8 protein-coding genes are annotated in these 12,464 nt (G+C 56.1%); 5 read left to right on the top strand and 3 right to left on the bottom strand.

Going from position 1 to position 12,464, the window contains the following annotated elements:
- The 3 genes from HGAS_RS06690 to HGAS_RS06680 all read right to left on the bottom strand — a co-directional run.
- Positions 1-1,967, bottom strand: a 1,967-nt coding sequence (locus tag HGAS_RS06690; RefSeq protein ID WP_019127057.1) for an NB-ARC domain-containing protein, incomplete at its 3' end; no start/stop codon positions are given.
- Positions 1,968-2,159: 192 nt separating this feature from the next.
- Entirely contained in the window at positions 2,160-3,527 is a 1,368-nt protein-coding gene (locus tag HGAS_RS06685; RefSeq protein WP_019127056.1) for an NAD(P)/FAD-dependent oxidoreductase, read from the bottom strand.
- A gap of 102 nt (positions 3,528-3,629) precedes the next feature.
- Positions 3,630-4,637 (bottom strand): LacI family DNA-binding transcriptional regulator, encoded by a 1,008-nt coding sequence (locus HGAS_RS06680; protein ID WP_019127055.1) that lies wholly within the window; start codon positions 4,635-4,637, stop codon positions 3,630-3,632.
- A gap of 119 nt (positions 4,638-4,756) precedes the next feature.
- On the opposite strand from HGAS_RS06680, the gene HGAS_RS06675 reads away from it, so the two are divergent.
- The 5 genes from HGAS_RS06675 (at position 4,757) to HGAS_RS06655 (ending at position 12,450) form a co-directional block, all read left to right on the top strand.
- Positions 4,757-7,807 (top strand): alpha-mannosidase, encoded by a 3,051-nt coding sequence (locus HGAS_RS06675; RefSeq protein ID WP_019127054.1) that lies wholly within the window; start codon positions 4,757-4,759, stop codon positions 7,805-7,807.
- Positions 7,808-7,821: 14 nt separating this feature from the next.
- On the top strand, positions 7,822-9,063 hold the full coding sequence (locus HGAS_RS06670; RefSeq protein ID WP_019127053.1) for a glycoside hydrolase 5 family protein: 1,242 nt from the start codon (positions 7,822-7,824) through the stop codon (positions 9,061-9,063).
- A 41-nt stretch (positions 9,064-9,104) separates the two neighbouring features.
- Positions 9,105-10,391 (top strand): extracellular solute-binding protein, encoded by a 1,287-nt coding sequence (locus HGAS_RS06665; protein ID WP_009748098.1) that lies wholly within the window; start codon positions 9,105-9,107, stop codon positions 10,389-10,391.
- A gap of 122 nt (positions 10,392-10,513) precedes the next feature.
- Complete coding sequence (locus tag HGAS_RS06660; RefSeq protein WP_019127052.1) at positions 10,514-11,545, top strand: carbohydrate ABC transporter permease; 1,032 nt, start codon at positions 10,514-10,516, stop codon at positions 11,543-11,545.
- On the top strand, positions 11,542-12,450 hold the full coding sequence (locus HGAS_RS06655) for a carbohydrate ABC transporter permease (RefSeq protein ID WP_019127051.1): 909 nt from the start codon (positions 11,542-11,544) through the stop codon (positions 12,448-12,450). The genes HGAS_RS06660 and HGAS_RS06655 overlap by 4 nt, the downstream gene beginning before the upstream one ends.
- The last annotated feature ends 14 nt before the right edge of the window (positions 12,451-12,464 follow it).

The raw sequence follows: 12,464 nt of genomic DNA, 5'->3' as shown, positions 1-12,464 counted from the left end.
TCGCGTGAGGTCAGGCTGGTGGGGTGTTGTGGGCCTAGTAGGCCGTCGAGAGAATCCACGGCAACGTCGAGGGTCAGAGCCTCGTAAGCGAGCCCGAGTTCACTTGCATGTGAGAATGCACGGTATAGAGACGCAGTGGTTTGCGGGTTCTCGAATAGAATCTGGGAATGTTCCTGCGATCCAATGGAACGAAGCTGCTCGACGAGGTCGAGGGCTTCTTGTCGGCGGGCTTTCGTGTCGTTGCTTGGGTATTTGCCGATGTTGACGCTGCCCAGCAGGTCCGTAGCCGCTGCGTGTGCCTCGTCGTGTTCGTCGTTGGTCCACGATTCGCGCAGCACCTGTGCCTGCAGGCGATGCAGCATGGTCGTCGATCCGTCTGCGGACTGCTGGACGATGGACCTGTGAATGAGCTCCGTGAGCGCGTCGTGGGCATCCTCATCCGAGTCTCGGTGAGTGCCAGGAGAATCGGCGTCATACAGCTGCTCGATGGTGGGGTCAAGCCACCGTGTCGGCACGCCGGACTCAGCGAGTAGAGCAAGCGCACCCAACTGGCGTCGAGCCGCTTCCTTCATGGCACCCTCCAGACTATCAATGGCGTCTTCGACGGCCATCCACAGTGCCGTAGCGACGTCAGTCGTGTAGTCATCTCCAGGAACGGGGCGAATGGCATGTTCCTTGCGGTGCGACTCCAGTCGCTTGAGATACCGGGTCACTGACAGGTCTTTCTTGCTTGCGGTTGCAGCAGCCTGGGCAATGGCGAGAGGCAAGTCGCCGAGGCGGTCGGCCAATGCATCCGCGGCCTCGCGATCATCGGAGTTGGTGACCGTGAGGAGGTAGTCGATCGACTCGCTGCGATCGAATTCCTCGACTTTGATTCGGTTCCAGTCTTGATGTTCCCAGCCGGTGTTGTTCGTCGTCGTTGCGACAACACGCAGGCCGTCGCCGCTCGGTACAAGTCCGCGAAGGTCATCGATGTTCTCAACATTGTCAAAGATAATGAGCCTGTCGGTAGGTTCGGCGGACTTCACACAGCTGAGGAAACTGCGGATAACCTGGTCTTGAGTGGGCTGGTCGCTCGTGCTAATTCCGAGTTGCTTGGCGAGTTCGACTAGGTCGCTCTGGATTGATTCGCATGATGCCGCGTTTATCCATGCGACGAGGTTCCAGTTTGCGTCTTCGCACTGCTTGGCGAGAGCGGCGGCAAGCTGGGTCTTTCCGCAGCCGCGCATGCCCACCAAAACCGTGCGTCGTCTCATTGGATCGGCAATCAGCGAGTTCAGCTGCTCTTGCTCACTACGCTCGATAAAACGGTCTCCCGCTACCACGTCCGGTCGGCTACCGAAAAAGACGCGGCTCGGCTTGCTGTCACTGGATGCGAACTTCCCAACCATGTGTGCGACATTGTCAACTGCGTCGAGAATTTTGGCGCCTGTTTCGCGACTCTCCCTGTCATTCTTCAACGACTGCTTGGTTGCTACATACAGGTAGTTCGGTGACCGCTCAGCGTAGGCAATGTACTGTTCGACGACCGCTGTGATCAGTTCGTCAAAGTATGGCACCAAGCACTCGTCGACCTGCGCTCGATGTTTTAAAGCACGCTCTTTAAAGTCTGTGCGAAGTGCGTCAGGGTCGTGCACTGCCTGTTCAAGCATCCGCTTATGATCGCCGATGGTGTTTAAGGCGGCTTCCACCTCTGCGCAGGGATTGGCCAGACGATCGGGATCAATGCCTTCGCGGTAGCAACGCTCATGCATGTTGCGCATCCGCGTAGCCAGATCTCTATTGATCGCGCGTTCGACCTGCTTCTGCGAACCTCTCTGCCCGAGAACCAGTTGGGAAATTGCTGCGAGAGGCCCGGCTGTGTCGCCGACAATTTCCGCACTGAGGTTGTTATTGGTGGAGCGTAACAACGTCTTCGTGAACGCTACAGCGACGCCAAAAAGTGTGGCTACTACAGGATCAACCATACCTCGTATCTTATGACAGAGTGCTTAACACTTGCGCTTTATCTGTTGCCAGCGTGTGCTTGCGCAAGCGGCACTGTGTGGGGCCGGAAGCTCTTGCTTCCGGCCCCACACAGTGTTTGATTGCCTGCTTGTCAGTGCGCCTTGACAAAGCGCTCGATGGCACGCATAAGTGCACCGTCAGAGCGACGCGCGTCAGTCCTCCTGCTCGCGCTCCTCGACGACGTCTTCACCGACGACGAGCTTGCCGGATGCGCCAGCGCCGAGCTGCTCCAGGGCGAGGCGGCCCACCATCTGCTGGTTCGTGGTCGTGCGCTGGGGGCGCGCACCGGACATGAAGCTGAAGAACCAGCTCACGAGCGTGCCCACCTGCGACTTAAAGCCAACGATGTAGAGCAGGTGGAGGAAACACCAGGCCACCCACGCGATGAAGCCGGTGAGCTTCTTGTTACCCATCTTCACGACGGCCTTAAAACGCGCGATCGTCGCCATCGAGCCCTTGTCGAAGTAGGAGAACTCCGTGGCCTTCGGCTTACGGCCCGTAAGGCGGGCGGCGATCGTGTCGGCGGCGAAGCGCGCGGACTGGATCGCGCCCTGAGCGACGCCCGGCACGCCCGGGAATGCCATCATGTCACCGAGCACGAAGATCTCGGGGTGGCCCGGCAGGGTGAGATCCTTGTTGACGGTGACGCGCCCTGCGCGGTCCACCTCGGCACCTGTTGCCTCGCCCAGCGCGCGGCCCAGCGGGCTTGCGGCGACGCCGGCGGCCCACACCTTGCACACGGACTCGATCCGCTCTTCCTCGCCGGACTTGTACTTCAGCGTCACGCCCTCGGAGTCCACGCCGGTGACGAAGGCGTTCATCTTCATCTCGACGCCAAGCTTGGCCAGGGCCTCTTCGGTCTTGAGGCCGAGCTCCTCTCCGAACGGGGGGAGAGGATGCTCGGCGCCGTCCACCAGGATGACGCGCGCCTTGGTCGGGTCGATGTTGCGGAACTCGCCCTTGAGTGTATGAGAGGCGAGTTCGCGGATCTGTCCGGCCATCTCAACGCCGGTCGGGCCGGCGCCCACGACGACGAAGGTCAGGAGCTTCTCGACCGCAGTCGGGTCGGTCTCGATCTCGGCCAGCTCGAAGGCGCCGAAAATACGTGCGCGCAGCTCGAGGGCATCGTCGATCGTCTTCATGCCCGGCGCGAAGACCGCGAAGTGATCGTTGCCGAAGTAGGACTGGCCCGCGCCCGCCGCCACGATCAGCGTGTCGTACTCGGTGCGCTCATACTTGTTGTGGTTGCGCCACTTGACGACGCGAGCCTCGACGTCGATCTCCTCGACGAGCGCCTGCAGGACGGTCACGTTCTTCTGCTTGCGTAAGATTTCGCGCGTAGTTGGTGCGATATCGCCCTCAGAGAGAATTCCGGTCGCAACCTGGTAGAGGAGAGGCTGGAAAAGATGGTGTGATGTACGGGCAAGAATGGTGATGTCGGCGTTTGCATGCTTGAGGCGACGTGCGGCAGTCAATCCTGCAAAGCCGGAACCAATGATGACAATACGATGACGAGGCATATACCTTCCTTAATTAGATAAGGGAAAGCTTACTAAAATCCCTATTGTCATCAAAGGCAGGCGTATGTGTTTTCACTCATCTCCAATTAGAGGATGAGTAGCTTATTGGGTTGACGTAGTTGAAGATCGAGCGATAAGCGTGGGTTCTTGATCGGAAACTGTGCGTGGGCTTTCGCCGTGTAGTTGCTCCAGAAGGAGTTGTGCACCCGCAAACCCAAGCGTTGCGGGATTTCGAGATATAGCAGTGACAGCGGGAGAGAACATTCCTAACATAGGGGAGTCTTCGCAGGAGCAGACCTTAATATCCTTACCGGTTTTCAGTCCCGCGTGAGTGATTGCCTGCAGGCCGCCTAAGGTCAGGATTTCGTTAGCAAAGATGATCCCGTCAGGAAGGTTGGTTGTAGCTAATAGTGCTCGTGTCGCATGAAGGGCCGAGGCCTCGGAAAACTCGTTATTCGCCGCGATAGTAATTGAGATTCCGCGCTCCTGACCAAAATCGTGCAGGGTGGCAATGCGTTGCTGGATGTGTGTGAAGGATGAAGAGCCGCAGACGAATGCGATGTGTCGGCACCCCTGCTCGGCCAAGTGAAGTGCAAGAAGGCGCACCATCTGTTCATCGTCACCAATAACTGCGCCGCATTCATCAAACTTTTGCCCAATAACGACGGTCGGAAGCCCATATTCGTTGAGTTTTGCTGGACGGGGATCGTCATCACGAGGGTCAACCACAATCGTTCCGTCGACTCGTCCTTGGGCCCACCAGTTTTCGTATGCCTTGAGTTCTTCTTCCATTGAGTGGGAAAGGTGAAGGAGAAGATCAATGCCGCTGTTGTCTAAAGCGTCTTGGACGCCGGTAATGAATTCGAAGAAGAAGCGTTCTGAAGAATTATTGACACGTGGGCGTTGTAAGACCAAGCCAATTGCGTTGGAACGTGAGGAGGAAAGTGCACGTGCTGTCGCATTTGGGCGCCATCCCATCTTGGCCGCGATATCGATTATTCTTGCCCGTGTGGTAGGCGAAACGCCGGGACGATCGTTGAGGGCGAATGATACTGCTGCGCGGGAGACGCCTGCTTCTCGCGCAATATCACGGATTGTTGGACGCGCCATCGCGACACCTTCTCTGGTCGTAATCGGATTGTTACAAGTTTACCTCGTACTAAACCGGATTAGTTGTTATTCTGAACGCAGTGCCTCGAAGTAGAGGCGCTGCAGAAGACGGAGACGTGATGCACGATAATCAAGAAATCCTCATGCAGCGTGTGACACGCACATTGAAGGAACGAATCCTTCCGCGTGAGTACACGAAGATTTCTTCACTGCATGTCACTCAGTGGCGCCAGCCCTTAGAAGATGGTGTCATCTCGGAGCCAGTTCGTTTTGCACAGGCCATGAAAGCTGACTTCACTCCTTTTGAATTAGGGCAGACATGGGGCGGAGCCTGGCAGACAACGTGGTTCAAGCTCCACGGGCAAGTTCCCAGCGACTTGGAACTTTCACAAGGTCAGCGTCTTGAGCTTCGAATCGATCTGGGATTCGAAGAACACTCTGTAGGTTTCCACGCCGAAGCACTGGTAAGGGATCTGTCGGGGAAGACTGTCAAGGCCCTGAACCCTCGAAGCCGGTGGCTTCCTGTCGCACAAGAGTCCGGAAGCGACATCGACTACGTCATTGAGGCAGCGGCTAATCCCTTGCTTTTGGGCATTCCTCCCTTCCAGCCCACTCACGATGGCGACAAGCTCACGGCTTCGCACCAAGAGCTGTACCACTTCCGCCAAGCAGACCTTGTCGTCGTGAATGAAGATGTCTACGGACTGGCACTTGATATTCAAGTTCTGCACGAGATGATCGAGGCGGCGCCTCACTTTGGCGATCATGAATGGGATGTCCTGCTGGGACTCAATCGTGCGCTCGATTGCCTTGATCTTGACGATGTGGTCGCAACTGCTGGCGCAGCACGTGAAGTTCTTAAGCCTTTTATGGAGGCTGCTGCTTACCCCGGAGCGCACCGAATCAGCGCTGTTGGCCATGCACACATTGACTCTGCATGGCTGTGGCCGCTGCGCGAAACACGTCGCAAGGTCAACAGGACTCTTGCCAACGTTGTCCGTCTGATTGAGGACGGTTCTTCCTTAATCTTCGCTCTCCCCGCTGCTCAGCATGTGGCTTGGCTTAAGGAAGACGACCCTGAACTTTTCGAACGCGTCCGCGAGCTCGTCGCAAAGGGCCGAATCGTTCCCGTTGGCGGAATGTGGGTCGAACCGGATGCTGTTCTTCCCGGCGGCGAGGCAATGTGCCGTCAGTTGGTTGAGGGCTTGGACTTCTTTGAAAATGAACTTGGCGCCTCGTGCCAAGAAATCTGGCTTCCTGACTCCTTCGGCTATTCTGCCGCACTTCCTCAAATCGCCCGAGAAGCCGGAATTGAACGCTTCCTGACGCAAAAGATTTCATGGAACCAGGTCAATACCTTCCCGCACCACACTCTGTTGTGGGAAGGCATTGATGGATCGCGAATCTTTACGCACTTCCCGCCGATGGACACCTACGGTGCGGAAGTTACCGGCCAAAACCTCACTCACGCCGTCGAAAACTTCAAGGACAAGGGACACGCAAGTGTTTCCCTCATGCCCTTCGGCTATGGTGACGGCGGTGGCGGCCCCACCCGTGAAATGCTTGAACGCATTGACCGCTTCCGCTCTCTCCGCGGCGCGCCTGAAGTCGTGATGGAAACTCCCAAGCAGTTCTTTGATCGGGCGCTGGAAGACGCTGACCAGATCCCGGTGTGGGTCGGTGAACTCTACCTTGAGCTGCACCGCGGTACCTTCACCTCGCAGATTGATGCGAAGCAAGGGAACCGCCGAGGCGAATCAATCCTGCGCGAGACCGAACTGTGGTGTTCCTACGCGGCGATTCAAGGCTTGATGGATTACCCCTACGAGGAGCTTCGTTCCTACTGGCGTACCCTCTTGCTCTGCCAGTTCCACGACATCCTTCCCGGAACATCTATCGCTTGGGTCTACCGCGAAGTCCGCGAGCTTCATAAGCAGATTCGTGAAGGCTGTGAAGCGCTCATTCAGAAGGCGCTCACGGTTCTTACCGCATCAAGTAAGGACGGTCAGACCGGGGAACTGCTTGCCAATGCCTCCTCCTTCTCGCTTCATGGAACTGCACCCCTGTCGGTTGCTGCTCCTGTGGAAGAAAAGGACTCCCAGGGTGTTCACCTGCTCCAGGTTGACGATGGCTACGAAATTACGAACGCCTTCTTCAAGGCGCGTGTTTCTACAAGTGGCGAACTGACCTCGCTGCGAGAAATTGAATCTGATCGTGAATGGATCCCCGCTGGTCAAAAGGCAGGAGAATTCCATATTCATCAGGACTTCCCGAATATGTGGGACGCTTGGGATTTGGATCCTTTCTACCGCAACTCCCTGCGTGTTGTCACTGACCGTTCAGTGTCTAATGTCGTCGTTGAACACGATCGGGTAGAGATTCATTCCACCGCGCGTATTGATTCTTCCAGCATGGAGCTGGTCTGGATTTTCACCTCGGGAAGCAAAGCAATTGACCTCCATGTTGAGGCCGATTGGCACGAGCACGAAAAGCTTCTCAAGCTTTCGATCCCGGTTGAACTCCACACCGATCATGCCCAGTACGAAACGCAAATGGGCTACATTACCCGTCCGACCCATGAGAATACCTCGTGGGATGCCTACCGCTTTGAGGTTTCTGCTCACCGCTGGGTCCGCTTGGAAAATGCCTCGCGTTCGTGGGCGATCGCAAACGATGCCACCTATGGGTGGGATGTCACGCGTCACCAAAATGACAGGCGAGGTACCTGGTCGCAGGTGCGTGCCACCTTGGTCAAGTCGGCCCGATTCCCCGATCCCGATCAGGATCAGGGGCACCACCAGTGGAATTTCAGGATCGTTCCCGACGCCTCGGTTCTCGAGGCAGTCGCTGCCGGTCAGCAGATTAACCTGGGTGAGCGAGAGGTCAGCGGCGCCCCCGTCGATGCTCCTTTCAGTGTCGATGGTGCGGTCGTTGAGTCTGTTGCCTTGGCTCCTGACCGCAGTGGTGACCTTGTGATCCGCCTGTACGAGGCCGAAGGTGGGCCCTCACGCGTCACCTTCCGTGCCCCCAAGGCTGGCTCTGTCACCGCTTGCGATCTGCGTTACCGTCCGAGCGAAAGTGAACCCGAGCTCCGCGGTGGCCAAGGGGAGTGGAGCTTCGATCTGTCTGCCTTCCAGATCACTACGCTGCGGGTTTCCTTCGCGAAGTGAATAGGTGAGTCGTCATGAAGTTCGGTGTGAACTACACTCCCCGGCAGGGATGGTTCCATTCGTGGTTGGATTTTGACTCCGAGGCCGTGCGGGATGATTTCCACGCGATCCGCGCTATCGGTGCTGACCACGTGAGGATTTTCCCGCTGTGGCCGCTACTTCAACCCAATCGCACTCTCATTCGCCCAAAGGCAATTGAGGATGTTGCAACCGTGGTTGAAATTGCGGGGGAGTGTGGTCTTCAGGTGACTGTGGATGTCCTTCAAGGACACCTCTCATCTTTTGACTTCTTGCCTTCGTGGGTCACCTCTTGGCATCGACGTAATCTCTTTACTGACCCTGATGTCGTTCAAGCACAACGTAATCTGGTCAGCGAGATGGCTAAGGCTCTGCGTGGCATTCCCGCCGCTAGTGGCTTGTCGATTGGCAATGAGTTCTTCCAATTCGCCGCATCGCGTCATCCTTTCCCTCACAAAGTAAGTGGGGAAGAGGCAGGACGCTGGTTGGAGCAAATGCTCGGTACTGCCCGTGAAGAGTGGCCCGAAGGTGTTCACACCCACAGTCATGATGACGATCTATGGTTTGAAAACGACCAGCCTTTTTCTCCCCAAATGGCCACGTCATTGGGGGATCTCACCACTGTCCATTCATGGATTTTTGGTCGGGTTGGTCCGCGTCTTGGTGCTCGTGCCCCGCAGCTCGTGTGGTTTGCCCGTTACCTGTGCGAACTCGCAGCTGCGTGGGCCGAGGACCCCTCGCGTGGAGTATGGCTTCAAGAAATCGGTGCACCTGAGAACTACGTGGATCCAGAAGAGGCTCCGCAGTTCCTCACAGATACCGTAGAAATTCTCATGGGGCAGCGAGGCGGCGGAGTATCGCCCGGCCTCGAAGGAGTGACCTGGTGGTGCTCCCACGATGTCTCCCGTGACCTCTCGGATTTCCCGGCACTCGAGCATTCCTTGGGACTGCTGGGACAGGATGGCAATCCAAAACCCATTGGAGAGGCCTTCCATCGTGCTGCTCAGCGTTGGGCGGATGTGCGAGCTCACGGTGAGCAACGTTCGTCCCTCCCCCTGACTGCACAGGAGTGGACGCGCGTCGACACCGACGCTCGGCACGAATATTTCGATCGCTGGATGGAACTCGCATTAGCGGGCGATGTCCGTCGTATCGAATTGAATCGTTCTTGTTATCGCTCTTCGGGTGAGAGCAAGGACGAGGAAAAGAATATTTTCCTCTCAACGTGGGATTCCTAATTCCACAGCGTTCATCGAAAAAACCTTCGAAGGAGAAGACCATGCGTAAGACGCGCACTATTGTGACAGGTGTCGCACTTGCTGCGGCGTTCAGCCTCGCCGCTTGCACCGGCGGATCCGGCGCAAGCTCCACCTCCAGTGCTTCTAGCTCAGCAGGCGGCACTACTGAAATTTCCTTCCAAACTTGGTCACTGAAGAACGACCGTTTCACCCCCTACTTCGAGCAGTTGGTGAAGGACTTCGAGGCTGAGAACCCCGACATCAAGGTCAAGTGGATTGATCAGCCCGGTGACGGCTACGAGGATAAGATCCTCCAGCAAGCTAACTCCGGTGAGCTCCCCGATGTCCTGAACCTGCCCCCGGGCTTTGCATACAAGCTTGCGGACACCGGACTCCTTGTTGACCTCGACAAGGTTGAAGGTGCGAAGGTTTCCGAGTACGTCGATAGTGCTGCGAAGGCCTACCAGTTCCCGAACATCGAGGGCCACTACGGATACCCCTGGTACCTGGGCACCGATCTGAACTGGTACAACGTCGGCAAGATGAAGGAAGTCGGTGTCGATACCTCTAAGCTTCCGACCACCCTCGACGAACTCTTCTCGATGGCTTCCGATGTTGCTAAGGCCAGCAACGGCGAGGTCAAGATGATCTCCTCCGTTCCCGACATTGGTACCTTCTCTGCTGCTGGTATTGATATCTACAAGGACGGAAAGTTCGTCTTCAACACCGATGAAGCTGCCAAGATCATCGACCAGTTCCAGAAGGCGTATAAGGATGGCGCAATGCCCGCCGAGGCGCTGAACGCCGACTACCAGGGCAATGCAGCACTCTACAAGCAGGGCAAGAGCACCTGGACCACCGGTTCAGCTGGCTTCGCATCCGCGCTTAAGGCAGATGCTCCTTCTCTGATCGACCAGACCGAGGTTACCCCGCGTATCGGCCACGCACCGGTGTTCATCCAGGGTATCTCTGTTGCAAAGAACTCTAAGAACCAGGCCGCTGCCGTCAAGTTTGCGCAGTACGTGACCAACACGAAGAACCAGGTTGAGTTCGTCAAGATCGCTCAGGGCTTCTTCCCCGGAACCAAGGCCGGTAACGAGAAGCCCGAGGCTTTCACCTCTGTTGTCTCTCTTGACCTGCAGAAGAAGGCCACTGAGTTGGCGGCAAAGGAACTGCCCAACACTGTTGAACAGTCTCCGCTCCAGTTCACCGACGAGATGGGTACCTACGTCAAGCAGCAGCTTGCTCTTGCCGTGAAGGGCGAAATCTCCTCGAAGGATGCCCTTGATAAGGCAGTCAAGTACTGCAACGACAACCTGGCAAAGTGATTTTCTGATCACTTGGTGGTGTTGGGAGCTAGCTCCTCCCAACACCACCACCACCCCCGCCACTGTTGGTAAAAGTGGCGGCACTGTGTACCGACTTCCTTTGGGATAAGGAGGAACAACACATGAAATCCCATTCGAGGCTAACCCCCTATCTTCTGCTTGCGCCGGCAGTCATTTGGGTCTTGGTATTTTCCATCTGGCCCTTCTTGAACACCGTCGTTCTTGCATTTACTGATGCGCGCCCGCTCAAGCCTGCCAAGTTTATTGGACTGACGAACTTTGCCACTCTCTTCAGTGATGAGCGCTTTGGCTACGCTCTGACAACCTCACTGGTTTACGTTCTGGTCTGTGTCCCCCTACTGACTTTCTTGCCCCTTCTTCTTGCGCTACTTGTGGAGAAGAAGGTCCCCGGAATTTCTATTTTCCGGACGAGCTATTACTTCCCGGTCATCGCCTCGGTTGTGGTGGTCGGTATCATCTGGTCTTGGCTGTTCGACTCGAAGGGCCTTATTAACCAATCGCTTCAATTTGTCGGAATGACGGACCACTCGATTAACTTCCTTGTTGATCGCTGGCTCATTCTTCTGTCGTCAACGTCGCTGACAGTGTGGAAGGGCCTCGGCTACTACATGGTCGTGTATCTTGCGGCTCTTGCCGGCGTAAATAAGGAACTACACGAGGCCGCCGCACTGGATGGTGCGGGCGCATGGCGTCGTTTCTGGACCGTGACCGTTCCTGCCGTCAAGCCAGCGATGTTGCTGATCTCTGCGCTCATTACGGTCTCGGCAATGCGAATCTTCTCTGAGATTTACGTGCTGACCAATGGATCTGGTGGTCCAGGCGGTCAAGCTCAGTCAATTGTGATGTTGATTCAAGCAACCGGAAAGGGGCTCCGCGGAAATCTTGGCTATGCTTCCGCACTGTCGGTAGCTCTCTTCTTCCTGACTATTGGTCCGCTCTTGCTGGTTGCGTGGATTAATCAGGGACCTGAAATCCGTGCTGCTCTTCGCCTGCGGAAAAAGTCCAAGGCGGCACAGAAGGCTCATGAATTAAGGCTTAAGGAACAGTCCTCTCTGAAGGAGACGGATGCTGACCTTGAGCGCGAAGAACTTGCCGAAGTAGGCGCTTCAAACACGGAAGGGATCAGAGAATGAGTACCGCAACCGTGAATACTCGGAGTGAAACCCCCAGACGTGAGCTTCCGTGGAGGCGACGTGGAGAAGCAGGTTTTGACAAGCCAACGCTTCCCGGTTTCATCGGTCGTTATCTGCTGTTACTTTTCTGTTTCGTTATCACAGTTGGCCCCTTCCTTTGGGAACTCTCAACCTCCCTCAAAGGGCCTGGGGATGATATCTATGCGTTCCCACCCAGCCTGATCCCGAGTAACCCAACACTGGATAATTACTCAGAAGTTTTACGAACTGTCCCTGTCATCAGCTACGCCTGGCACTCGCTCCTTGTCGGTATTGGAACAGTGGTGACAAATGTTGTCTTTTCGACCTTTGCCGGTTATGCCTTCGCTCAAATGAAGTTCAGGGGCAAGGGACTGTTTATGGCAATTATGCTGTCAACCCTGCTGCTTCCTGGCGAAGTGACGCTGACTTCTCAGTACCTAACCATCAAGTCTTTGGGCGCTGCAAACAGCCTCGTTGGCGTCTTCCTTCCCGGTGCAATTTCGGCGATGAATGTGCTGTTGATGTACACCGCAGCACGTGCCATCCCAAATTCGATTCTGGATGCAGCCGCAATTGACGGTGCAACCACATACCAGCGTCTACGCCACATCGTGTGGCCAAATGTCAAAGGTATGGCATCGGTTGTTGCGCTCATGTCCTTCATTGGTGCGTGGGATGACTTCCTCTGGCCACTGGTTGTTTTGAACGAGCCCGAGAAGTACACCTTGACGGTTGGTATGCAGTATCTTCAATCATCATTCGGTACAGACCAGCGCGTCGTTGCGGCTGGAACGATGATTGCTTTGATCCCTCTGATCATTCTCTTTGCCTTTGCACAGAAGTACTTCTTCAAGGGCGTTGAGGCAGGCGGCGTCAAGGGCTGAGTATTTGCCACTGA

Origin of the sequence: Actinomyces sp. ph3, from assembly GCF_000308055.1 — a bacterium.
Classification (GTDB): domain Bacteria; phylum Actinomycetota; class Actinomycetes; order Actinomycetales; family Actinomycetaceae; genus Pauljensenia.
The sequence above is the reverse complement of the archived record's forward strand: the minus strand, read 5'-3'. Positions and strand labels throughout refer to the sequence as shown.